The sequence below is a fragment of the Streptomyces sp. NPDC059906 genome (assembly GCF_042730645.1).
Taxonomy (GTDB): Bacteria; Actinomycetota; Actinomycetes; order Streptomycetales; family Streptomycetaceae; genus Streptomyces; species Streptomyces rubrogriseus.
Genome location: NZ_JBHWKU010000004.1, coordinates 322,773 through 345,927, shown reverse-complemented (window position 1 = coordinate 345,927; position 23,155 = coordinate 322,773). Strand labels below are relative to the sequence as shown.

Here is a 23,155-nt window from a genome sequence, read left to right as displayed (position 1 = left end):
GACCAGCCACGACGGCGCAGCACTCCACACACAACCCCGCGCCCGACGGCGCTACCGCTCAAGCACCCCGTTGAACCGCCGAGGCAGCCCCAGCGCGTTCTCGTCCCGCAACTCCACCGGCAGCAAGGACTCCGGCACCCCCTGATAAGCCACCGGCCGCAACCACCGCTCGATAGCCGTACCCCCCACCGAGGTGGACGTCGACGTGGTCGCCGGGTACGGCCCCCCGTGCTGCTGAGCCGCCGCCACGGCAACCCCCGTCGGCCAGCCATTGACCAGCACCCGCCCCGCCAGCGGCGTCACCTCGGCGAGCAGAGCCGCCCCGGCACCCTCCCCCGCCGCCTCCTCGGCAGAGAGCTGCACGGTCGCCGTCAGGTTCCCCGGCAGTCGCGACAGCACCCCCCGAACCTCACCCTCGTCCTGATAGCGGGCCACCACGGTGACCGGCCCGAAGCACTCCTCCAGGAGCAGGTCGTACTCGCCCTCCGCCGCCAGCCGCGCCGCCGGCACCGTGAGGAACCCCGCGCTGACGGTGTGCTCGCCGCCCGAGCCCGGCGTCACCGGGGAGTCCACGTCGGGCAGCGCGACGCGCTCGGCGACGCCCGCGACGAAGTTGTCCCGCATGCGGTGGTCGAGGAGCACTCCGGCGTCGGTGGCGCTGACCGCGTCGGTGAGCGACTTGACCAGGCCGTCACCGGCGTCGCCCGCCGGCACGAGCACCAGGCCGGGCTTGACGCAGAACTGGCCGACGCCCAGCGTCATCGAACCGGCCAGGCCCGCGCCGATCGCCTCCGCCCGCTCCACGGCCGCCGCCTCCGTGACGACGACCGGGTTCAGCGAGCCCAGCTCGCCGTGGAACGGGATCGGCACCTCACGCGCCGCCGCCGCGTCGAAGAGCGCGCGGCCACCGCGGACGGAGCCCGTGAAGCCCGCCGCGGCGACCAGCGGGTGCTTGATCAGCTCGACGCCCGCCTCGAAGCCGTGCACCAGGCCGAGGACCCCGTCCGGGATGTCGTGCCGGGCCGCGGCCCGGCGCAGCACCTTGGCGACCAGCTCGGACAGGGCCGGGTGGTCGGGGTGCGCCTTGACGACGACCGGGCAGCCGGCCGCGAGCGCGCTCGCGGTGTCGCCGCCGGGGACGGAGAAGGCGAAGGGGAAGTTGGAGGCGGAGTAGACGGCGACGACGCCGAGCGGCACCTTGTAGCGGCGCAGGTCGGGGATGGGCGGGGTGGCCGTGTCGTCGGGGTGGTTGACGACCACGCCGAGGTACTCGCCCTCGTCGACGATGTCGGCGAAGGCCCGCAGCTGGTAGCAGGTGCGGGCGAGTTCGCCGGTGAGCCGGACCGGGCCGAGCGCGGTCTCCGCGTCGGCGGCCTCGACGAGAGTACTCTCGGCCGCCTTCAGCTCGTCGGCGGCGCTCCGCAGGAAGGCCGCGCGGACGGCGCGGTCGGCAAGGGCGTCCCGGGCGGCGTGCGCGGCGCGGACGGCGGCGTCCACCTCCTGGGCCGTGGCTTCCACGGCGACCTGTTCACGCTGCTTCCCGGTACGGGGGTCGACACTCCAGACTGGTGCTGCTGCCACCGCGGGTCCCTCCACGTGCTCTGCACAGAAGTTGTTCGATATACTGAACGCTGTCTCTACTGATGAATATGCTGTTCGAGACTATATCTTCAGCTTCTCGTCGAACGAAGGGGTCAAGGTCGATGTCGGCTGTCGAGACGGGGGGCGGAGCGCAGGTCAAGTCCGCGGTGCGGACGGTTGAGCTGCTCGAGTACTTCGCCGGGCGCCCCGGTATGCACTCTCTGGCGTCGGTCCAGGAGGCCGTCGGCTACCCCAAGTCCAGTCTCTACATGCTGCTGCGCACGCTGGTGGAGCTGGGCTGGGTGGAGACGGACGCCACGGGCACGCGGTACGGCATCGGCGTACGGGCACTGCTGGTCGGCACCTCGTACATCGACGGCGACGAGGTGGTCGCGGCGGCCCGGCCGACGCTGGACCGGCTCTCCGACGACACGACGGAGACCATCCACCTCGCGCGTCTGGACGGCACGAACGTGGTGTACCTGGCCACCCGCCAGTCCCAGCACTACCTGCGGCCGTTCACCCGGGTCGGCCGCCGGCTGCCCGCGCACTCGACCTCGCTGGGCAAGGCGCTGCTGAGCACGTACACCGACGAGCAGGTGCGCAAGATGCTCCCGGAGACCCTCCCCGCGCTGACCGAGCACACCATCACGGACCGGGAGAAGCTCATCGAGGAGCTGCGCCTGGTGCGGGAGCAGGGCTTCGCCGTGGACCGCGAGGAGAACACGCTGGGGCTGCGCTGCTTCGGCGTGGCGGTCCCCTACCGCACCCCCGCGCGGGACGCGATCAGCTGCTCGGTGCCGGTGGCGCGGCTGACGCCCGCGCACGAACAGATGGTGAAGGACGCTCTGTTCGACGCGCGGGACCGGCTGACACTGGCGACGCGTAGGCTCTGAGCCATGCACATCGCACTGCGCGAGGTTCACGACAGCGATCTGCCCGTCTTCTTCCGGCAGATGAACGATCCGGAGGCCGTGCGGATGGCGGCCTTCACGGCGAGGGACCCCTCCGACTGGGCGGCGTTCGCGGCCCACTGGGCGAAGATCCGGGCCTCCCGCGACGTCGTGCGCACCATCCTCGGCGACGGTGACGTCATCGGCAGCACGGCGGTGTACGGGGAGCCGGGCGAACGCGAGGTGACGTACTGGGTCGACCGGGCGTACTGGGGGCAGGGCGTGGCGACGGCCGCGCTGCGAGCCCTGCTCGCCGAGGTCCGGGACCGGCCGCTGTACGCGCGCGCGGCGGCCGACAACGCGGGGTCGCGGCGTGTGCTGGAGAAGTGCGGCTTCGTGACCAGCGCGTGGGCGCGGGGGTTCGCGCGGGCCCGCGGCGAGGAGATCGACGAGGTCGTCCTGCACCTCGCGGAATGAGCCGGGAGCGTGCGGGCGAGAGCGTGGACGCATGACGCCGACGCCCGCCGCCTCCGCCCCGGCCGCCGCCGCCTCCGCCCCGCCCGCCCCGATTCCGCCCACGGGCCCCACCCGGCCCCGGCGGCTGCTGCGGGCGGTCGCCGTCGTGGCCCGTCTGCCGTACCTCGCGCTGGTGCTGACCCGGCCCTGGGGGCGCCGGATGCCCGCCCGGTCACTGGCGTTCCCTGTGTGGGTCGCCACCGGGCTGCTCGCGCCGATCATGGCGGGGTATCCGCTGCAACTCCTCGCGCGGGCGGTCACCGGCGGGGCCGCCACGGCCGCCGTCGCCCGGGGATGCCGCGGGCCGCGACCGCCGTCGCCGCCGTCGCCGCCGTGCTCGCGCTGTTCCCGCTCGTGGTCCGGGCTTACGAGGCGGGCTTCATGAACGGGCGATGAGAAGCATGAGAAAGATGAGAAATCGGGGCACACGGGAACGACCGCCGCCCGCCCGTTCGTCCTGTCAGCGGGATGAACGGGATGAACAAGACGATCAGGCGTGCCTCGGTCTTCACGCTGCTCCTGGTGTTCGCTCTGCTGATCAGGGCGACCTGGGTGCAGTTCTACGAGGGTCAGGCACTCGCGGACGGCAAGGACAACCGGCGGAACGCGATCGAGACGTACGCGGAGCCGCTCGGCAACATCATCGTGGCCGGCCGGTCGGTCACCGGCTCGGCGCCGACGGAGGGCGGCGACCTCGCGTACAAACGCACGTACAAGAACGGGAAGCTGTACGCGGCGGTGACGGGCTACGCCTCGCAGGCGTACGCGCCGACCCAGCTGGAGGGCATCTACCAGGACGTCCTCAACGGCACCGATCCGCGGCTGAAGACGGTGATGGACACCGTCACCGGCACCCGGGCCGAGCCGGGCAACGTGGTGACGACGATCGACCCGGACGTGCAGAAGGCCGGGTTCGAGGCGCTGGGCGACACGAAGGGCGCCGCCGTCGCGATCGACCCGGAGACGGGCAGGATCCTCTCGGTCGTGTCGACCCCCTCGTACGACCCGACGTCGCTGACCGACGCCAACACCGCCGGTGAGGCCTGGGAGAAGCTCACCGGCGACCCGGACAAGCCGCTGACCAACCGGGCGCTGCGCCAGCCGCTGCCGCCGGGCTCGACGTTCAAGCTGGTCGTGGCGGCCGCCGCGCTGGAGAACGGGCTGTACGACTCGGTGGACGTGAAGACCGACAGCCCCGACCCGTACACGCTCCCGGACACCACGACCGACCTGACCAACGAGAATCCGAACGCGCCCTGCGAGAACGCCACGATCCGCACCGCGCTGCAGTACTCGTGCAACAACGTCTTCGCGAAGATGGCCGTCGACCTCGGCCAGGACGAGCTGCGCGCCATGGCCGAGAAGTTCGGCTTCAACGACGAGACGCAGGACGTGCCGGTACGGGCCTACACCAGCGTCTACCCGAAGGACATGAACCGGTCGTCGACGGCGCTGACGGGTATCGGCCAGTTCGACGTGACGGCGACCCCGCTGCAGATGGCGATGGTCTCCGCGGCCCTCGCCAACGGCGGTGAGCTGGTCTCCCCGCACATGGTGTCGCAGGTCACCGACAGCGGCGGCGACGTCCTGGAGGACCACACCGACGCGGACTCGAAGCGGATCGTCAGCTCCACCACCGCCGAGCAGCTGCAGTCGGCCATGGAGACGGTCGTCGAGAAGGGCACGGGGTCCAACGCGCAGATCGCCGGGGCGACGGTGGGCGGCAAGACGGGCACGGCCCAGCACGGCGAGAACAACAGCAAGACGCCGTACGCCTGGTTCACCTCCTACGCCAAGTCCGACACCTCGGACAAGGAGGTCGCGGTGGCGGTCATCATCGAGCAGTCCGACGCGGCCCGCAGCGAGGTCAGCGGCAACGGCCTGGCGGCCCCGGTGGCCAAGGCGATGATGGAGGCGGCGCTCAAGGGCTGACCCTGCGGGGGTCGTTCGGGTTCGGTCTGCCGTACGGTGTTCGGCAGCCGGGAAGCCGCTGCGAGGAGAGCCCGCCGTGGGGACAGTCGTCGACGACGCCGCCGCCGCGGAGTTCCGCGCCTTCTTCGAGCGCCACTACGCCGAACTGGCCAGGCTCGCCCACCTGCTGACGGGCGAGCCGGACGCCGCCGACGACCTCGCGGCGGACGCCCTGCTGGCCCTGTGGCACCGCTGGGACCGGGTGCGCGCGGCCGACCACCCGGTGGCGTACGCGCGCGGTGTCGTCGCCAACCTCGCCCGTACCCGCGTCCGGAGCGCCGTGCGCGAGCGCAGACGCGTCGCCCTGTTCTGGTCGCAGCGCGAGGAGCGGACGGAGAATCCCGACGTCGCGGGCGTGGTGGACGTGCGGGAGGCGCTGCGCCGGCTGCCGTTTCGCAAACGGGCGTGCGTGGTGCTGCGGCACGCCTTCGACCTCTCCGAGAAGGACACGGCGCTCGCCCTGGGCATCTCCGTGGGGACGGTCAAGAGCCAGACCTCGAAGGGGGTGGCCGAACTCCAGCGGCTGCTCGGCACCCGGACCGCTCCCCGCGCTCCCGGGCAGGTGCGCGCGGCGATCGCGCACAGCGGTGAGGCCGCGGGAGGGGCCCGGTGACCGGGCGGCGGGAGGCGGACGAGCGGTTGCGTGCCCGGCTGCACGGGGCGGCCGGGGCCCACGAGCCCGACCGGGCCCGGATCCTGGCCCGGGTCGAGCGCGGCATGGCGGCCGGTGACCGCGGTCCGGCCCGCCCGCCGCTGCCGGGCTGGGTACGGGTGGCCGGTGCGACGGCGGCCGTGGCGGGCGTCCTGGTGGCCGGTGGTTACACGGTCGCCCCGGCGGTGCGGGGCGACGCGCCCGCACAGCGTCCGGCCGCCACCGCACCGGCGTCGCGCGAGCCGGGCCCGCTGTGGTCGGGCGGTGCGGTGGACCCGCACAGCAACGAGTTCTGGGCGCAGAGCAACATCACCCTGGGTACGAGCGCCCCGCTCACCGCGCTCACCGTCGAACTGCGGGTGGCGCAGACCGGTTCGGTGACCTCCACCGGCGCCTGGCGGTCGCTGCCCGAGGACGACTTCGCGTTCACGGTCGGCGAACGCGCGGGCTTCCTCGTCTACCGGTGGACCCTCAAGGAGGGCCGTACCGTCCCGGCCGGCGAGTGGGTGTTCGCCGGGCAGTACAACCACGAGCGCGGTGGCCGGGACGCGGGCGGCGACCGCTACGCGGCGACGGCCACCGCCGCGTCCGGACGGCTCACGGTCCGGGGCGGCTTCACCCCGGGCGGCTGAGCGGGCGAACCGCTACTCGACGAAGTACGTCGGGTTGGGCAGCTTGTACGTCCGGTCCGCGTAGCCGCCCTGGAGGTCGGAGTACTGGTCGCCGAAGTTGGCGACGACGTCGTACCCGAGGTCGTGCTCGATGTGCCGGCGGGTGCCCGCCTTGTACTGGACGGTGGTGCACGTCCAGCTGCCCGGGGTGGCGCAGTGGGCCAGGTAGGACGGCGGGTTCGCCTTGTCCTTGAGGAACATGTGGGAGGCGTCCAGGTTCACGTCCGCGCCGACCTTCTTCAGGTTCACGACGGCGGCGGCGCGCTGGGCCTCGCTCAGACCGGAGTTGTAGAAGACCTCGACGCCCTTCTCGTCGGCGTACCGGACCAGCTCGGGGCTGCCGGGGACGGCCGGGCGGTCGGCCCGGTCGACGTAGGCGGCCCAGGTCGCGCCGTCGTAGCCGTAGTTGTTCTTCTTCTCGTAGTCGAGGCTGAGCAGCAGCGTGTCGTCGATGTCGAAGACGACCGCGGGCCTGGTGTGCTTGTGGTGCGCCGTGCGGGCGGCCCGGTCGATCTGCTTCTTCGCGGCGGCGTCGACGCGGGCCAGATCCGCGGCGTACGGGCTGTCCGGGGAGGCCTGGTAGACGCCGTCGGCGTCGAGCGTGGTGCCGTAGTAGGCGTCGATGTCCTTGGCCAGCACCCCGATGTTGTACGGCTCGTGGGTGGAGTTCGCCGTCGACTGGCCGGCGGTGGCGGCGCCCGTTCCGTACAGGACGGCACCGGCGACGGCACAGGCGGCGGTGACGGTCGCGATGCGCAGTGGTTTATGCATGACACAGGTTTCTACGCGCGTCACCCGGGTGAGCGCGAGACCCGTGGCCGGATCCGCGCCCCTTTACCTGGCAAAAATCGCGTCAAGCAGGTCAAGTACCGGCCGTGACGGCCGTGACTGCCGGGTCGGCCCGTTCAGTGCCGTCCGTGGTGGTGCTGCCGGTCGTAGGGCCGCCAGTCGCCGAGGTACGCCTCGCGGGTGTGCGCGGCGGCCTCGGCGCGGGTGAGCTGCGGCCGGTTGTCCGGGACGGTGACCGCGGCGCCGGGGCCGGTGTTGCGGTACTCGCGGAACCGCTGCTCCTGCCAGGGGTGGGCGTCGCGCATGTTGGCGTACGGCGCCACCGCGTCGATGCCCGCGCCGAGGTGGGTCTCGCGGACGGTGAGCATCGGACGGGCGGTGGTGTCGGAGCTGGGCACCCAGGGGCGGGCCAGCTTGTAGTAGCCGTCGGGGGCCTCGCTGCTGACGCGGCCGCGGGTCACCAGGTAGCCGCGCGGGTTGGCGCCCGCCGTGGAGGGCGCGAAGACGAAGCCGTACGGGGCGGCGTCGAGGTCGGTGCGGACCAGGGTGCGGAAGTGGCAGTGCTCGTACACCGCGGTCGCCCGGCCGAAGACGAAGTCGACGTCGCCCTCGACGTAGCAGCGCTCGTAGTACTGGCGGGCGAAGAGGGAGAGGTCGCGGCTGTCGGCGTAGAGGGTGTCCTGGTGGCCGAGGAAGCGGCAGTCGTGGAAGGCGGAGCGGTCGCCCATGACCTTGATCGCGACCGCCTGGGTGCCGGTCCAGTCGGGCCGGTCGGCGCGCAGCCAGTCGTTGGCGAAGGTGAGGGCTCGGGCGGTGAAGCCGTCGGCGCGCACGGTGGTGGTGGCCGACCCGCTGGTGCCGTGGGTGCCGGAGCCGTCCGGCTTGGGGGTGCCGGCCGCGTTGTCGTGGACGATGACGGCGTCGCGCGGGTCGCCGGAGGCGCCGATCCAGGTCGCACCGGTGCGCCCGGCGTCGACGGAGACCGTCTCGCGGTAGGTGCCCGGGGCGAGGACGAGGGTCCAGCCGTCGCCCCCGGCGGCGTCGACGGCGGCCTGGACGGAGGTGAAGTCGCCGCGGCCGTGCGGGTCGACGTACAGGGTCTTGGGTGTGCGGCGGACGGCCGGTGAGCCGTACCGGCCGAAGGGACGCGGGCGCGGTCGGGTGCCGGCGACGGCGGGACCGGCTGCCGTGAGGCCGAGGGCGAGGGCGGCGCCCGTGCCGGCGGTCGCCAGGAGGAAGCCTCTGCGGGACGGGACGGGTGGGTGCATGCGGGTGCTCCTTCGGGGGTGGGCCGGGGCGGTGCGGGCGCCCCGGCCCGGTTCGGGGGACGGGTCTCAGCGCAGCCGGCCGGCGCCCGCGCCGTGGTCGACGACGAAGGGGACCGCCCGGGCCGGCAGGACCTTGGTGCGTAGCGAGGGCGTCCAGCCCGCGCCGGAGCGCAGGACCGCGTCCGGGTTCTCGGCGTTGTGGGCGGCGATCAGGTCGACGGTGCGGCCGTTGACGCGGTTGTGGGCGGCGCTGAGCGGCGAGTCGTTCCAGCGCTTGAGCACCTTCGCGGGGCTGACCCCGGCCGGCAGGGTGAAGGCGTTGTGCTCGGCGACCAGCGCGGACTCCTTGCCGACGCCGAAGCTGTAGGCGTAGTCGTCCGAGGCCACGAAGTGGTTGTTGTAGACGTCGACCTGGCCGAAGCGGACGCGGGGCGCGCGCTCGACGAGGTTCTTGAACAGGTTGTGGTGGAAGGTCGCCCTGAGGTGGCCGCGGTCGACGGCGGCGGTGGACTCGCTGTCGCTGTTGCCGATCAGGATCGTCTTGTCGTGCTCGGTGAAGACGTTCCAGGAGGCGGTGACGTAGTCGGCGCCCTTGACGATGTCCAGCTGGCCGTCGTGCTGCTGGTAGAGCATGCCGAAGTAGGTGGGTGCCGCGCTGTCGGGGTGCTCGCCGTCGGTGAAGGTGTTGTGGTCCAGCCAGACGTGCGTCGACCCGTACACGACGGCGCTGTCGTACTCGGAGTTCCAGTTGCCGCTGTCCCCGTCCGTGGGGTCCCACTGCGGGAAGCAGTCGACGGGGCTCTCGAAGGCCAGGTTGCGGACGATGACGTTGTCGACGTCCTTGATCTGGAGGCTGGCGCCCTTGAGCGCGGCGCCCCGGCCGACCCCGATGATGGTGGTGTTGGAGGGGACGTTCGCCTTGATGGACCGGTCCTGCTGTGCGGCGGAGACGCGGCGCAGGCCCTCGGGGCTGTCGTCGGGCTCGGCGCTCAGGTCGCTCTCCGTCCCCCAGTTCTCCGGGGAGTACTTCTCCAGGTAGGCGTCGAAGTCGTAGCCGGGCGCGGCGAAAGCCTCGCAGCCCTCCGAGACGGCGTCGACGGTGCCCTTGACCTTGATGATCCTGGGCGCGGTGCCGTCGGCGGCGAGGGCGGCCTTGAACTCGGCCCAGGTGGAGACGGTGTACACGTGCTCGGCGTCGGCGGCGGCCCCGCCGGTGGTGCCGGTGCCGTGGGAGGCCCAGCCGTCGTTCGCGGGGAGCGTCTGCCGGGCGGTGTCCCGGGGGTGGTGGTGACCGGGGCGGGCCTCGGCGGTGGCGGCGGTCAGGCTCAGTACGAGGGCGGTGCAGCCGATGAGTGCGGCGGTTCTCTTTGTGGCATGCCCATGCCATGTACGAGTGCTCATGCTATGGCTCTCCCTTGCTCTGGGGGTCGGTCGACGGTCGGTGTTACGCAGTGGCCGGTGCGGGCCAACTGATCCAGGACTCGGGGATCTCCTCGTCCAGCCGGCGCACGTCCCGGTGCGCCAGTACGCGCCCGCGCAGCAGTTCCCGGGCGACGAGCCGGGCGACCGCGATCGCGCCCGGCGGGTTGAAGTGGGTGTTGTCCTGCTCGGTGGCGGTCCAGTTGAAGTACGCCTTGGTCCCCTCGACGCCGATCCGCTGCCACAGCGCGAGCGACAGCGCCTGCACGTCGAGCAGCGCCACGCCCTCCCGCCGCGCGAGCGCCCGCATCGCCGCCGGGTACTCCCCGTGGCTCGGCACGGCGTTCCCCTCCGCGTCGAACCGCCGTCGCTCGACGGGCGTGGCCAGCACCGGCCGCGCCCCGCGGGCCCGCGCACCGTCGACGTACCTCCGCAGGTAGTCCTGGTACGTCGTCCAGGGCTCGGTGTAGCGGGCGGGGTCCTCGTCCTTCTCGTCGTTGTGCGCGAACTGGACCAGCAGGAGGTCGCCGGGCCGGATCGCCCCGAGGACGACATCGAGCCGCCCCTCGTCGGCGAAGCTCTTGGAACTCCGCCCGTTCACGGCGTGATTGGCGACACGGAGGTCGTTACGGAGAAAGAAGGGCAGGGCCATGCCCCACCCGGTCTCGGGCGCGGCGTCGGAGTACTTCTGCGCGGCGGTGGAGTCCCCGGCGATGAAGAGGGTGCGGGGGTGGTGGCGTCCGCCGGCCTGGGCGGTGCCGGTGGCGGCGAACGCCAGGGGAATGGAGGCAACGGCGGCTGAGGTGACTTGTCTTCGGCTGAGCGACATGCCGGTCTGCCTTTCAAGAAGGGGATGGGGCAGTCCCCCCAGGGGCGCGGGGCTGTATCGATGTGCGGCTCCGCCGCGTGGGCGCGATCAACCACGGACGGCCCGCAGCCCGCGACGAACCACGGACCGCCCACGGCGAAACCCGAAACCGAACCCGCCGACTAACCCATCTGCTCCGTCCACTCGGCCTGCGCCTCATTCAGCTTCTCGGCCAGCCCGTCCAGGAAATCCTTCGCACTCATGTCGCCCAGCAGCACCTTCTGGAACCCCGGCTCGCTCTCCGACTTGGACAGCGTGTTCCAGTCCGGCAGGTAGTACGGCAGCTGGACGATGGTCGTGGACCCGTCGTTCAGCGCCTCGGCCGCCAGCTTCGTCGGCTCCGCCTTCTGGATCCACGCGTCGTTCGCGGCCTCGGTGCTGGACGGCACCTGCCCGGCCGACTCGTTGAACTTCGAGTTCTGCTCCTTCGACGTGGCGAACTCGATGAACTTCCAGGCGGCCTCCTTGTTCTTCGAGCTCTTGAACATGCCGAGCCCGTCGACCGGGTTGGACACCTGGACCCGCTTGCCGGAGGCACCGACCGGCTGCGGGATGCCGCGGAACTTGTCGACGCCGAGCGCCTTCACGTGGTCCTGGTAGGAGCCCAGGTTGTGGTTGAGCATGCCGATGGTGCCGGTGTCCCACTGGGCGACCATCTTGGCGAAGTCGTTGTTGACGTCGGCGGCCGGCGTGACCTTCTTGTAGAGGGCCGCGTACTTCTCCAGCGCCTCGACGTTCTTCGGGTCGTTGACGGTGGTCTTCTTCTTGCCGGCGTCCCAGAACGAGGTGATGCCGGACTGCCCGTACATCGCGTCGAGCGCCTGGGCGATGGAGCCGGAGCCGCCGCGGATGGTGTAGCCGAACTCGTTCTTGCCCGCGTCGGTCAGCTTCTCGGCGGCGGCGTAGAACTTGTCCCACGTCGTCGGCGCGTCGAGGCCGGCCTTCTCGAACAGGTCGGTGCGGTAGTAGAGGACGCCGTTGTTGGCGGAGGTCGGCATCGAGTACAGCGTGCCGTCGCCGCCGCCGGCGGCCTTCAGGGACTCGACCATGTCCTTGTTGAGCTTGTCGCTCAGGGGCGACTTGGCGAGCCGGGCGTCCAGCGGTTCCAGGGCGCCCTGGGCGGAGAAGCCCGCGAGCATCGACGCCGTCACGCCGCCGACGTCCGGCAGGCCGCCGCCCTGGATGGCGGTGTCCACCTTGGACTGGTACTCGGTGGCGGCGATGCCGACGTACTCCACGTCGATGTCCGGGTTCGCCTTCTCGAAGTCGGCGATGATCTCCTTCCAGACGGCCGTACGGATACCGCCGTTGTTGTCCCAGAAGGTGATCTTCCCCTTGCCGCTGCCCTCGGCCCCCTTGTCGCCGCCCGCCCCGCTGCCGTCGTCACCGCAGGCGGTGGCGGTCAGCGCGAGCACGGCTCCCAGGGCGACGGCGGCGGACGTCCGGCGCCTGACTGTGCCTTTGTCTCTGCTGCTGAGCATGCTGATCCTCATGGTCGGCTCTCTTCTTCCGGGTCTTCTGGATCGAACAAGGCGGTGGAACGACAACGTGGGGTTCAGTGGGTTCGGTGGGGCCCGACGCGGAACCGCGTGAAGGTGGCGGTGCCGGCGGGTCCCTGGCCGGCGGGCGCGAGGGCGAACAGGCCGAGCAGTGCGCCGACCCAGCGCCAAGGGGTGGCGGCGAACTCCCGGCCGACGGGGACGGCCGGCGAACCGTCGCCCGGGCCGCCGTCGCCGAGGTCGCATGAGAAGCGGCAGCGCGCCCCCGGCACCGTTTCGATCCGCAGCCGGGCCCGTCCCCCGGGGGCGGGGCGGGGCCGGTCGGCATCCCGTTCGGCCTCGGCCACGGACTCGGCGAAGCGGTGCACCAGGTGCACGGTCCCGTCGGTGTCCCGCTGGAGCCCGATCCAGCGGTAGGCGTCGCCGAGCACCGCGAGCCCGGCCCGCGCGCCGGGTTCCTCGCTGTCCAGGCGCAGCTCGACCTCGATCACCGAGGGCGCGCCGGGGAAGCGCTGGGTGAGGGCGCTCGGCAGCAGGCGCAGGTCGTGCGCGTCGGCCGAGCGGACGCAGGCGAGGCGCAGCCCGTCCCCGGCGTGCTGGGTGGCCCAGCCGGCCCGGGGGTTGGCCGTCCACGACCACTGGCGGCCGAACCGCCCACCGGGGAAGTCGTCGTCGGTGGCGGGCGCGGCGGGCGGCTGCGGGGGCAGGGCGGGACGCCGGTGCTCGGCGACCGGGGCGCCCTCGTCGCCCAGCACCGGCCAGCCGTCCACATCCCACCGCATCGGCTGAAGGTGGACCACCCTCCCGTACGCGCCGCGCTGCTGGAAGTGCAGGAACCAGTCCTCGCCGGACGCCGTGCGCACCCAGCCGCCCTGGTGGGGGCCGTTGACGTCGGTGTCCTTCTGTTCCAGGACGACCTTCTCCTCGTACGGCCCGAAGAACTCGCGGGAGCGGAAGGCGCCCTGCCAGCCGGTCTCCACCGATCCGGCGGGGGCGAGGATCCAGTACCAGCCGTCGTGCCGGTAGAGCTTGGGGCCCTCCAGGGTGAACCAGCCGGGGAGCCGGTCGGCGTCGACGATCACCGTGCCGTCGTCGAGGAGTCCGGTGCCGTCGGGGCGCATGCGGTGGCCGGTGAGGCGGTTCTTGATCCCGGAGCGGGAGCGGGCCCAGGCGTGCACGAGGTAGGCCTCGCCGCTCTCCTCGTCCCACAGGGGGCAGGGGTCGATCAGGCCCTTGCCCGCCTTGACCAGGTGGGGCGCGGTCCACGGGCCCCGGATGTCGGGGGCGTTGACCTGGAAGACTCCTTGGTCCGGGTCCCCCCAGAAGATCCAGAACCGGTTGGCGTGGTGGCGCAGGGCCGGTGCCCAGACGCCGCAGTCGTGGCGGGGCCGGGCGAACTCCCGCTCGGGCTCCAGGCGCTCCAGGGCGTGCCCGACCAGGGTCCAGTGGACCAGGTCGCGGGAGTGCAGGAGGGGCAGGCCGGGGACGCGGCCGAAGCTGGAGGCGGTCAGGTAGAAGTCGTCGCCGACGCGGACGACGTCGGGGTCGGACCAGTCGGCGTTCAGGACGGGGTTGGTGTACGTCGTCCCCGCGCTCTCGACGGCGGTCACGGGCTCACCGCCTTGCGTACGAGGGCGGCGGCGCCGTCGGCGTCGAGGCGGCCGTCGGCGACGACGGTGACGATCCGCCGGACCAGGGTGTCGCCCGGGGCGACGGTCACCCTCTCGTCGTGGGCCAGCGAGGAGCCGACGCCCGGGTACTCCTCGGTGCGCACGAACCACGGGTCGCGCCGGGTGCGTTCGGTGGCGCCGGCGAACACCAGCGACCAGGTCTCGCCGGTCAGCGCGAGCCAGTCGGCGCTGCGGCCGTGCACCTCCCGTTCGCCCTCCCGGTCGGCGGTGAAGACGCCGGGCGCCGTGCTCTCCTTGCGGGCGCGCCAGAAGAAGCCGCCGTACGCGGCGCCGGGGCGCCCGTTGGTGGCGGGGCTGCCGAGGGTGAGCGGGTCCGGGGTGACGTTGGTGAGGGAGAAGGTGAAGTCCAGCGCCCAGGCGGTGCCGGTGAGTCCGGTGGCCGCGACCGTGCGGCGTTCGCGCAGCAGCTCGGTCCCGGCGGCGACCCAGCGCAGCTCCTCGACGAATCCGTCGGGGTCGCGGAGCTGGAAGGCGGTGTGCCGCTGGGTGCCGTGGTTGTCCAGCTCGGTCGGCCCCCGGCCCCGGACGTAGGTGCGCCCGCCCCAGAAGTTGTGCCCCTCGACGTCGGGAACGGCGACACCGACGCCGAGGTGATGGAGGTGGTCGGCGGGGCTGAACTCGGTGACGGGCGTGCCGGCCAGGGTGGCGACGGGGTGCAGGTAGGGGCGTGGGGAGAGCCGGTGGGGCAGTTCGGGCCGGGTCACGTAGCGGGCGACGGGGCGGCCTGCCACGCGCAGCACCGGGGAGTCGTTGCCGGTCATCGGGTGCTCACCTCGTATCGCGGGTGCTCGGTGCGCGGCGCCCAGGGCGCGCCCAGTTCGGAGTAGAGGGAGAGGGTGTCGGCGGCGGCGGCCACGAGGCCGTCGATGCCGGGGACCACGCGGCGCCGCTCGCCGGGGACGCGCCGCCAGGCGGCCTCGGGCAGCGGCTCCGGGTCCGGCGCCCGGCGGATCGCCTCGACCACCCGCATGAAGGCGCCCGTCTCGTCCGGCGGAACCAGCAGCGGGGCCCCGGTGGTGAGGTGGTCGACCAGGTTCTCCAGCAGGTCGGTGCGGTCGTGGTGGAACTCCTCGGGACCGTGGCCGCCGCGCTGGAGCAGGACCCGGTCCTGCTTGTACCAGAAGGTGACGCGGCCGCTGGAGCCGTGCACCAGGACGTACGGCTCGCCGGCCCGCTCCGCGCACAGGGTGGCGGCGACGGTGACGCGGTGCCCGGGCGCGGTGCCGATCCGCACGCAGGAGGTGTCGTCGGCCTCGATGTCGTTGGCGTGGCTCAGCTCGGTCTCGATGCCGGTGACGTCCTCGGCGCGGGCGGTGCCGCCGAGCGCGAGGGCGGTGGCGACGGCGTGCGCCAGCGGGTTGGTCAGCGCGCCGTCGATCACGTCGGCGCCGTTCAGCCGCCGCTTGCCCGACCAGGGCGCCCGGCGGAAGTAGGCCTCGTCGCGCACCCACGCCCCGGCCCCGCCGATGCCCACGACCTCGCCGATCGCACCCCGGGCGACCAGCTCCCGGATGGCGGGCACGGCGTGCGAGCCCAGCGACTGGAACCCGACCTGGCAGGCGACGCCGGCCTCGGCGACCCCGTCGGCCATGCGCCGGAACTCGGCGTACGACGGTGCCGGGGGCTTCTCGAGGAGCAGGTGCACGCCTCGGCGGGCGGCCATCAGCGCGAGGTCGGTGTGGGTGGGGATCGGCGTGCAGATCACGGCGATCCGGGCGCCGGTGGAGTCGAGCAGGGCGCCGAAGTCGGCGGACTGCTCGGGGAGTTCGCCCTCGGCCTCCTGTTCGGTCAGCGGGGTCAGTTCGCAGATGCCGGCCAGCCGGATCAGTCCCGCCCGCTCCAGGCGGCGGATGTTGGCGACGTGCCAGCGGCCGTGGCCGCGGGCGCCGGCGAGGACGACGGGAACCCGACTCATCCCTTCACCGCCCCCGCGCTGAAGCCGGTGATCAGCCACTTCTGGATGAAGGCGAAGACGATCACGACGGGGACGGCCGCGACGATGCCGCCGGCGGCCAGCGCGCCGAGGTCGACGCTGTCCGCGCTCATCAGGGAGTTGAGGCCGACCGGGATGGTCTGCTTGCTCTGGTTGTTGAGGAACATCAGGGCGAACAGGAAGTGGTTCCAGGAGTGCACGAAGGCGAAGGAGCCCACCGCGATCAGTCCCGGCCGCAGCAGGGGCAGTACGACGATCCGGAAGGCCCGGAACCGGCCGCAGCCGTCGACCCAGGCGGCCTCCTCCAGGGAGTACGGCACGTTCTTGATGAAGTTGCTGATCAGGATGATCGACAGGGGCAGCTGGAAGACCGTCTCGGCGATGATGACGCTGCCCAGCGAGTTGATCATCTGGAGCCCGGCGAAGATCTCGAACAGCGGTACGAGCAGCAGCGCGCCGGGCACGAACTGGGAGCAGAGCAGGGCGAGCATGAAGCCGCGCTTGATCCGGAAGTCGAACCGGGCGAGGGCGTAGCCGCCGGCCAGGGCGACGAGCGTGGTCATCACCAGGGTCGCGAGCCCGACGTACACGCTGTTGGTGAAGTAGGTGCCGAAGCCGCGGTCGGTCCACACCTTCTCGAAGTGCTCGGTGGTCATCGGCCAGGGCACGAGCGAGGTCGACCCGGTCGGGCGCAGCGCGAAGAGCAGGATCCAGTAGAACGGGATCAGGGTGAAGACCAGGTAGATCCCGAGCGGCAGGTAGATCTGCCAGCGGGGCACCTCGTCCCAGGCCGGGCGCTTCTTGCCGGGCCGCGCCGCTGTAGGGGCGGCCGGCGCGGGGGCGGGGGCGGCCGCGGGGGCCTCTTTGGTGATCACTTGTTCTCGCCTCCGAACTTGCTCAGCCGCAGGTAGACGATCGAGCAGAAGAGCAGGATCACGAACGCGACCGTGGTGAGGGCCGACGCGTAGCCGAAGTCGTGGGCGTCGACGCTGGTGTTGGCGATGTACAGGGGCAACGTCGTGGTCTCGCCCGCGGGTCCACCGCCGGTCAGGGTGTAGAGCAGGTCGACGTTGTTGAACTCCCACACCGCGCGCAGCAGGGTGGACAGGATGATGGCGTCCTTCAGGTGCGGCAGCGTGATGTGCCAGAACTGCTTGAGCCGGCTCGCCCCGTCGACCTCCGCGGCCTCGTACAGGTCCTTCGAGACGGACTGGAGGTCGGCGAGGATGAGGATCGCGAAGAAGGGCACGCCGCGCCAGAGGTCGGCGACCACCGCCGCGGAGAAGACCGTCGAGGTGTCGGAGAGCCAGCTGGTGCCGTACGAGCCGATGCCCATGTCCGCGAGGTAGCGGGTGACGCCGGTCTGGGAGTTGTAGAGCAGTACCCAGATCGCGGAGGTCAGGACGCCGGAGACGGCCCACGGGGAGAAGACCATGGCCCGCCCGATGCCCCGGCCCACGAAGGTCTGGTTGACGATGAGCGCCAGTGCCAGTCCGAACAGCAGCTGCAGTCCGACCTCGACGAAGACCCACTTGGCGCTGAAGACGAGGGTGTCCCAGAACACCGGGTCCTCGGTGAAGATCTTGACGAAGTTGTCGAAGCCCGCGAAGCCGTTGCGCCACGGTTTGGTGGGGTTGTACTCCTGCAGGCTGTAGTAGAAGACGCTGATGACCGGGTAGGCGATGAAGCCCAGCATCAGCAGGGCGGCCGGTCCGATCAGCAGGTACGGGAGCCTGCGCGGCGTGGCCGAGGCACGGCGCCGCCGGGGTGGCGCGGGCGGTTTCGCCACGGCTGCGGCTTGGGCCATGACAGTTCTCCGTTCTGGTGCGGCGTGCGGGGGTCGTACAGGAAGCAGGAAGCGCTTTCTCGCTGGGCAGGGGTGTGCGGGGGCCCGCCGTCGGCGGGCTCAGCCCGCGTAGGGGTCCTGCACCTTGCCCGGGCGGGCCAGGAACTCGAAGTCGCAGCCGGTGTCGGCCTGGGTGATCTGTTCGTTGTAGAGCGCGCCGTAACCGCGCTCGTAGCGGGCGGGCGGCGGTGTCCAGGCGGCTCTGCGCCGTTCCAGCTCCTCGTCGTCCACGTTCAGCCGGAGGGAGCGCGCGCCGACGTCGAGGGTGATGGAGTCGCCGGTGCGCACCAGGGCGAGCGGTCCGCCGACGTACGACTCGGGGGCCACGTGCAGCACGCACGCGCCGTAACTGGTGCCGCTCATCCGGGCGTCGGAGATCCGGACCATGTCCCGCACGCCCTGCTTGAGCAGGTGGTCGGGGATGGGCAGCATGCCGTACTCGGGCATGCCCGGCCCGCCCTTGGGCCCGGCGTTGCGGAGCACCAGCACGCTGTCGGCGGTGATGCCCAGCTCCGGGTCGTTGATGGTGCGCTGCATGGTCTTGTAGTCGTCGAAGACGACGGCGGGTCCGGTGTGCTTGAGCAGGTGCGGCTCGGCGGCGATGTGCTTGATGACGGCGCCGTCCGGGCAGAGGTTGCCGCGCAGTACGGCGACCCCGCCCTCGCTCGCGACCGGGTTGTCGCGGGGCCTGATGACGTCGTCGTGGTGGACGAGGGCGCCGTCCAGCTGCTCGCGCAGGGTGTCGTGGGAGACGGTGGGCCGGTCCAGGTGGAGCAGGTCGGTGATGCGGGAGAGGAAGCCGGGCAGCCCGCCGGCGAAGTGGAAGTCCTCCATCAGGTGGGTCTGTCCGCCGGGGCGGACGTTGGCCAGCACCGGGACGGTGCGGGCGACGCGGTCGAAGTCGTCGAGCGTGAGGGTGACGCCCGCGCGGCCCGCCATGGCGATCAGGTGGATCACGGCGTTGGTGGAGCCGCCGAGGCCCAGCACGGTGGTGACGGCGTCCTCGAAGGCGTCGGCGGTGAGGATGTCGCTCAGCTTCCGGTCCCGGTGGACCAGTTCGACGACGCGCAGTCCGGCCGCGGCGGCCATCCGGTCGTGCCCGGAGTCGACGGCCGGGATGCTGGAGGCACCGGGGACGGTGACGCCGAGGGCCTCGGCGGCGGCGGTCAGGGTGGAGGCGGTGCCCATGGTCATGCAGTGGCCGGGCGAGCGGGCCAGGCCGCTCTCCAGTTCCTGCATCTCGCAGTCGCCGATCAGGCCTGCCCGCTTGTCGTCCCAGTACTTCCACATGTCGGTGCCGGAGCCGAGCCTCTCGCCGCGCCAGTGCCCGGGGAGCATGGGCCCGGCGGGGACGAACACCGCGGGCAGGTCCACCGTGGCGGCGCCCATGAGCAGGGCGGGCGTGGACTTGTCGCAGCCGCCCATCAGCACGGCGCCGTCGACGGGGTAGGAGCGCAGCAGTTCCTCGGTCTCCATGGCGAGGAGGTTGCGGTAGAGCATCGGGGTCGGCTTCTGGAAGGTCTCGCTGAGTGTCGAGACCGGGAACTCCAGCGGGAAGCCGCCCGCCTGCCACACTCCCCGCTTGACGGCCTGGGCGCGGTCGCGCAGGTGGACGTGGCAGGGGTTGATGTCGGACCAGGTGTTGAGGATGGCGATGACGGGCTTGCCGAGGTGCTCCTCGGGCAGGTAGCCGAGCTGGCGGGTGCGGGCGCGGTGGCTGAAGGAGCGCAGGCCGTCGGTGCCGTACCACTGGTGGCTGCGGAGCTGTTCCGGAGACTTCCCGGGGGTCGTACGGAGGGTCATATGGACCACCCCGCGGCGATGGCGGCGACCTCGGCGCGTTCGCTCTCGGGCAGCGGCTTGCTCGGCGGGCGGACCTCCCGGCGGCACAGGCCGAGCGAGGCGAGGGCCTCCTTGACCACGGTGACGTTGTTGGCGGAGCCGTTGGCGGCGCGCAGTTCCTCGAAGCGGCGGATCTGCTCCCAGACCTTCATGGCGGCCGGGTAGTCGCCGGATCGAAGCGCTTCGATCATGTTCAGCGAGACGGCCGGGGCGACGTTCACCAGCCCCGAGGTGAAGCCGGTGGCGCCCGCGGAGAAGTACGAGGGCGCGTAGGGCTCGGCCAGCCCCGCGACCCAGACGAACCGGTCGAGGCCGGCGTCGCGGGCGAACGCGGCGAACCTGGAGGCGTCCGGGACGGCGTACTTCACGCCGATCACGTTGGGGCAGGCGTCGGCGAGGTCGGCGAGGCGGGCGCCGGTGAGCTGGGCGTTGCGGATGTAGGGGACGACGCCCAGTTCGGGCACGGCCTCGGCGATGGCGCGGTGGTAGTCGACCCAGCCGCCCTGGGAGACGTAGGGGTGGACGGGCTGATGCACCATCACCATGGAGGCGCCCAGGTCGCGGGCGTGCCGGGCGGAGGCGACCGCGGTCGGCACGTCGTGGCCGACACCGACCAGGATGTCCGCGCGCTCGCCGCTCTCCTCGATCGTCAGCTCGGTGACGAGGCGGCGCTCGGCGGGGTCCAAGGCGTAGAACTCCCCAGTGTTGCCGTTGGGGGTGAGGGTCGTGATGCCACCGTCGAGGAGACGACGCAGCAGGGCCCGGTAGGTGGCGGGGTCGACGGTGCCGTCCTCGGCGAACGGGGTCACCGGGATCGCCACCACGTCGGCCAGGGCCGCCCGCTGGGTCTCGAACGTCGCTGTCATGCCTGACCGTCCTCTTCCTGGGCCGCGTTCCCCGCTTCGGGGAAGGCCCGCTCGACGAACGACGCGATGTGCGCGTGCAGGGCGCGGGCCGCGCCGTCCGCGTCACCGGCGAGGGCGAGGCGCAGGATCTCCTGGTGCTCGCCGGCCTCCCGCTCCCAGGAGGGGTCGGCGGCCCAGGCGACCGCGGAGACGAGGGCCGCCTGGTCGCGGACCTCGTCGAGCATCCGGCCGAGCAGCGGGTTGCCGCACGGCACGTACAGGGCACGGTGGAACTCGCGGTTGGCCAGCGACCGTTCGGCCGTGTCCGTGGCCCGGCCGGCCCGGGTCAGGGCCTCGCGGGCGGCCTCCAGGGAGGCCTCCCGGCGCACGGCGCGCCTCAGCGCCTCGGGCTCCAGCAGGAGCCGGACGTCGTAGACCTCGCGCGCCATGTCCGCGTCCACCATGCGCACGGTGACGCCCTTGTACTGGCTCATCACGACCAGTCCGGTACCGGCCAGCGTCTTGAGCGCCTCGCGCACCGGTGTCTTGGACACCCCGAACTGTGCGGCGAGGTCGGTCTCGACCAGGGCCTGGCCGGGCGTCAGCCGGCCGGTGAGGATGCGGCGTTTGATCTCCTCCAGCACGTACTGCGTGCGGGAGGGGATCGGCGTGGGCACAGAGGTCATGCGCGCCTCTCGGAATCTCGCGTCGGATGCGCGGACAGATCTCGGACATCAGATCTCGCGTATCGCGTCTCATATATGACGTACGGAGTACGACGCGTTGAAGGTAAGAGGGGCGCGCGGCCACGTCAATGCTTCTGACAAAGGAAGTTGTGCCGGGTGTCCTCCCGCGTCAGGCGTGCGTCAGGCGGGGCGGCTCCAGCCCGGGTCCCGCCCGCTCAGCCCCACCGCGCGCTCCAGCAGCGGCGCGTCGGCGGGCACGGCGACGACGGGCCCGAACATGCCTGCGTCCCGGTCGGACTCCTCCGCGGCGGCGGCTAGCAGCCCGTACGCCGCCCGCAGCGCGGCCGCGTCTGGGGCGTACTCCTGCCCGGTCGCGCGGGCCAGGTCCCAGCCGTGGATGACCAGTTCGTCGGCGACGACGGCGCCCGCGACCTCGCCGGGCAGGTCGATGCCGCCGGCCCGGGTCATGCCGGTCCACGCGCCGGGCTCGCGCCACGCGTCGGCGAGTTCCCCGAGCACGCCGGCGAGCTGCTCGCGCCAGCCGGGCCCGATGTCCGGCACGGACGCCTCGGGGCTGGTGTTCGTGGTGGGCCCCAGATCCTTGCGCGCGGCGTCGCGGAAGGCGACGGCGAGACCGGTCAGGTGGCCGAGCAGGTTGCGCACCGCCAGACCGGGGCAGGGTGTCGGGTCCGCGAGCCGGTCCTCGCGCACGCCGTCGGCGAGGCGGGCGAGGATTCGGGCCTGCGGCCCGAGGTCGAGGGTGTCGGTGGTGGTCTCGTGTGTCATCCGTGTCTCCCGGGAACGTGCGTTCGCTCTGTCGGTAGGCAGACCGATCACGACCGCGAAACTCATCGCTCTCCGGGCCCGCGCATAGGTCACCTTCCCGATGCCGACCGCCGCGCCTTAGTCCCACGATGACCAGGCATGACGACGAGAACGACGGACACGGCCAAGCCGCGGCGCAGCCCTTGGCCCCTGACCCGCGTCCTGCGCGACCGCAACGCCGGCCTGTATCTCGCGGGGGTGGTCGTGTCCGGTTTCGGCAGCTCGGCGCTCGGCCTGGCGGCGGGCGTGTGGGTGAAGGACCTCACCGGCTCGGACGGTCTGGCGGCGCTGTGCCTGCTCGCGCTCTGGGCGCCGACCCTGGCCGGACCCGCGCTCGGCACGCTCGCCGACCGGGTCCGCCGCAAGCCGCTGCTGATCGCCGCGAACCTGCTGCCGGCCGGCCTCCTGCTCACCCTCTTCGCCGTCGACTCGCCGGGCACCCTGTGGCTGCTGTTCGCGGTGCTGTTCCTGTACGGCGTGGCCGGTGTCGTCCAGGACGCGGCCGAGTCGGCCCTCGTGGCCGCCGCCGTCGATCCCGGCCTGCTCGGCGACTTCAACGGACTGCGTATGACCGCCAACGAGGGCATGAAGCTGGTGGCGCCCCTCGCCGGTGCGGGACTCTGCGCGGCGTACGGCGGCCCGAGCGTGGCGGCGCTGGACGCGGCGACGTTCGTGCTGGCCACGGGGCTGTACGCGGCCCTGCGGGTGCAGGACGCGCCACCGGAGCGCCCCACGGTGAACTGGCGGCGGCAGACGGCCGAGGGCGCCCGGTACCTGTGGGGGCACCCGGGGCTGCGCCCACTGGTCCTCGCGGGCGGGGTGACGATGCTCTGCGCGGGCGTCGGCGGCGCCACCCTGTACGCCGTCGTCGACAACCTGGGCCGCTCCCCCGCCTACGCCGGTGTGCTGTACGCCGTCCAGGGCGCCGGTTCGGTGGCGGTCGGCCTCCTGTCCGGCCCCGCCCTGCGCCGCCTGGGCGCACGGCGGTTCGGGGCGGCCGGGATCGCCCTGTTCGCGGCGGCGGTGGCGGCACGGGCGGTCCCGTCCGACGCGGTCGTGTGGGCGTCCAGCGCGGCGGTCGGCGTGGGCCTGCCCACGGTGCTGATCGCCGCCCTGACCGCCGTCCAGCACGAGACGCCGGGCCCCCTGCTGGGCCGGGTCTCGGCGACGGCCAACTCCCTGGTCTTCGCCCCGAACGTCCTGGGCCTGGCCGCGGGGGCGGTCCTGGTCGAGACGGTGAGCCTGTGGCTGCTGCTGCCGACGCTGGGCGCGATCCTGCTGGCGACGGCGACGGCGTTGCGGTCGCCGTAGTACGTCGTGCCCCCTCGCGCGCCGCTCCTCCCATCACGGAGCCGAAGGC

22 protein-coding genes are annotated in these 23,155 nt (G+C 72.4%); 7 read left to right on the top strand and 15 right to left on the bottom strand.

Annotated features, from left to right (window positions below; translation table 11 throughout):
• Positions 1-51 precede the first annotated feature (51 nt).
• On the bottom strand, positions 52-1,581 hold the full coding sequence (locus ACFV9J_RS09270; protein ID WP_385352052.1) for an aldehyde dehydrogenase (NADP(+)): 1,530 nt from the start codon (positions 1,579-1,581) through the stop codon (positions 52-54).
• Positions 1,582-1,703: 122 nt separating this feature from the next.
• On the opposite strand from ACFV9J_RS09270, the gene ACFV9J_RS09265 reads away from it, so the two are divergent.
• The 6 genes from ACFV9J_RS09265 (at position 1,704) to ACFV9J_RS09240 (ending at position 6,245) form a co-directional block, all read left to right on the top strand.
• Positions 1,704-2,477: an IclR family transcriptional regulator gene (locus tag ACFV9J_RS09265; protein ID WP_003976948.1), complete on the top strand. Its 774-nt coding sequence runs from the start codon at positions 1,704-1,706 to the stop codon at positions 2,475-2,477.
• Positions 2,478-2,480: 3 nt separating this feature from the next.
• Positions 2,481-2,951 carry a GNAT family N-acetyltransferase gene (locus ACFV9J_RS09260; protein WP_385352050.1) on the top strand — a complete coding sequence of 157 codons (471 nt, stop codon included), beginning with the start codon at positions 2,481-2,483 and terminating at the stop codon, positions 2,949-2,951.
• Positions 2,952-2,982: 31 nt separating this feature from the next.
• A complete protein-coding gene (locus tag ACFV9J_RS09255) occupies positions 2,983-3,375 on the top strand; it encodes a hypothetical protein (RefSeq protein WP_385352048.1) in 393 nt (130 codons plus the stop codon).
• Positions 3,376-3,467: 92 nt separating this feature from the next.
• Positions 3,468-4,922: a peptidoglycan D,D-transpeptidase FtsI family protein gene (locus ACFV9J_RS09250; protein WP_385352046.1), complete on the top strand. Its 1,455-nt coding sequence runs from the start codon at positions 3,468-3,470 to the stop codon at positions 4,920-4,922.
• Between the two features lie 76 nt (positions 4,923-4,998).
• Complete coding sequence (locus tag ACFV9J_RS09245; protein ID WP_385352044.1) at positions 4,999-5,574, top strand: SigE family RNA polymerase sigma factor; 576 nt, start codon at positions 4,999-5,001, stop codon at positions 5,572-5,574.
• Entirely contained in the window at positions 5,571-6,245 is a 675-nt protein-coding gene (locus ACFV9J_RS09240) for a hypothetical protein (protein WP_385352042.1), read from the top strand. The genes ACFV9J_RS09245 and ACFV9J_RS09240 overlap by 4 nt, the downstream gene beginning before the upstream one ends.
• A gap of 12 nt (positions 6,246-6,257) precedes the next feature.
• On the opposite strand, the gene ACFV9J_RS09235 is transcribed toward ACFV9J_RS09240, so the two are convergent.
• The 14 genes from ACFV9J_RS09235 to ACFV9J_RS09170 form a co-directional block, all read right to left on the bottom strand.
• A complete protein-coding gene (locus ACFV9J_RS09235) occupies positions 6,258-7,055 on the bottom strand; it encodes an HAD family acid phosphatase (protein WP_385352040.1) in 798 nt (265 codons plus the stop codon).
• Positions 7,056-7,189: 134 nt separating this feature from the next.
• A complete protein-coding gene (locus ACFV9J_RS09230; RefSeq protein ID WP_385352038.1) occupies positions 7,190-8,341 on the bottom strand; it encodes a pectinesterase family protein in 1,152 nt (383 codons plus the stop codon).
• A 66-nt stretch (positions 8,342-8,407) separates the two neighbouring features.
• The gene (locus tag ACFV9J_RS09225) at positions 8,408-9,742 is read right to left on the bottom strand and encodes a polysaccharide lyase family 1 protein (protein ID WP_385352036.1); all 1,335 of its coding nucleotides are present in this window, start codon (positions 9,740-9,742) and stop codon (positions 8,408-8,410) included.
• Positions 9,743-9,785: 43 nt separating this feature from the next.
• Positions 9,786-10,589, bottom strand: coding sequence for a rhamnogalacturonan acetylesterase (locus ACFV9J_RS09220; protein WP_385352034.1), 804 nt, complete (start codon positions 10,587-10,589; stop codon positions 9,786-9,788).
• A gap of 161 nt (positions 10,590-10,750) precedes the next feature.
• On the bottom strand, positions 10,751-12,121 hold the full coding sequence (locus ACFV9J_RS09215) for an ABC transporter substrate-binding protein (RefSeq protein WP_385352032.1): 1,371 nt from the start codon (positions 12,119-12,121) through the stop codon (positions 10,751-10,753).
• Positions 12,122-12,183: 62 nt separating this feature from the next.
• On the bottom strand, positions 12,184-13,737 hold the full coding sequence (locus ACFV9J_RS09210) for a family 43 glycosylhydrolase (protein WP_385352030.1): 1,554 nt from the start codon (positions 13,735-13,737) through the stop codon (positions 12,184-12,186).
• On the bottom strand, positions 13,734-14,579 hold the full coding sequence (locus ACFV9J_RS09205) for a PmoA family protein (RefSeq protein ID WP_385352028.1): 846 nt from the start codon (positions 14,577-14,579) through the stop codon (positions 13,734-13,736). Before ACFV9J_RS09205 ends, ACFV9J_RS09210 begins: the two co-directional genes overlap by 4 nt.
• A complete protein-coding gene (locus ACFV9J_RS09200; RefSeq protein WP_385352026.1) occupies positions 14,576-15,733 on the bottom strand; it encodes a Gfo/Idh/MocA family protein in 1,158 nt (385 codons plus the stop codon). Before ACFV9J_RS09200 ends, ACFV9J_RS09205 begins: the two co-directional genes overlap by 4 nt.
• The gene (locus ACFV9J_RS09195) at positions 15,730-16,626 is read right to left on the bottom strand and encodes a carbohydrate ABC transporter permease (RefSeq protein WP_385352024.1); all 897 of its coding nucleotides are present in this window, start codon (positions 16,624-16,626) and stop codon (positions 15,730-15,732) included. The genes ACFV9J_RS09200 and ACFV9J_RS09195 overlap by 4 nt, the downstream gene beginning before the upstream one ends.
• Complete coding sequence (locus tag ACFV9J_RS09190; protein WP_109031995.1) at positions 16,623-17,558, bottom strand: carbohydrate ABC transporter permease; 936 nt, start codon at positions 17,556-17,558, stop codon at positions 16,623-16,625. Before ACFV9J_RS09190 ends, ACFV9J_RS09195 begins: the two co-directional genes overlap by 4 nt.
• Positions 17,559-17,657: 99 nt before the next feature.
• Positions 17,658-19,400, bottom strand: a complete 1,743-nt coding sequence (araD, locus tag ACFV9J_RS09185) for an L-arabinonate dehydratase (RefSeq protein WP_385352022.1) — start codon at positions 19,398-19,400, stop codon at positions 17,658-17,660.
• The gene (locus ACFV9J_RS09180; RefSeq protein WP_385352020.1) at positions 19,397-20,305 is read right to left on the bottom strand and encodes a dihydrodipicolinate synthase family protein; all 909 of its coding nucleotides are present in this window, start codon (positions 20,303-20,305) and stop codon (positions 19,397-19,399) included. The genes araD and ACFV9J_RS09180 overlap by 4 nt, the downstream gene beginning before the upstream one ends.
• On the bottom strand, positions 20,302-20,970 hold the full coding sequence (locus tag ACFV9J_RS09175; protein WP_385352018.1) for a GntR family transcriptional regulator: 669 nt from the start codon (positions 20,968-20,970) through the stop codon (positions 20,302-20,304). Before ACFV9J_RS09175 ends, ACFV9J_RS09180 begins: the two co-directional genes overlap by 4 nt.
• A 180-nt stretch (positions 20,971-21,150) precedes the next feature.
• Entirely contained in the window at positions 21,151-21,756 is a 606-nt protein-coding gene (locus tag ACFV9J_RS09170) for a TIGR03086 family metal-binding protein (protein ID WP_385352016.1), read from the bottom strand.
• A 138-nt stretch (positions 21,757-21,894) separates the two neighbouring features.
• Between ACFV9J_RS09170 and ACFV9J_RS09165 the strand changes: the two genes are divergently transcribed.
• Positions 21,895-23,106 carry an MFS transporter gene (locus ACFV9J_RS09165; RefSeq protein WP_385352014.1) on the top strand — a complete coding sequence of 404 codons (1,212 nt, stop codon included), beginning with the start codon at positions 21,895-21,897 and terminating at the stop codon, positions 23,104-23,106.
• The last annotated feature ends 49 nt before the right edge of the window (positions 23,107-23,155 follow it).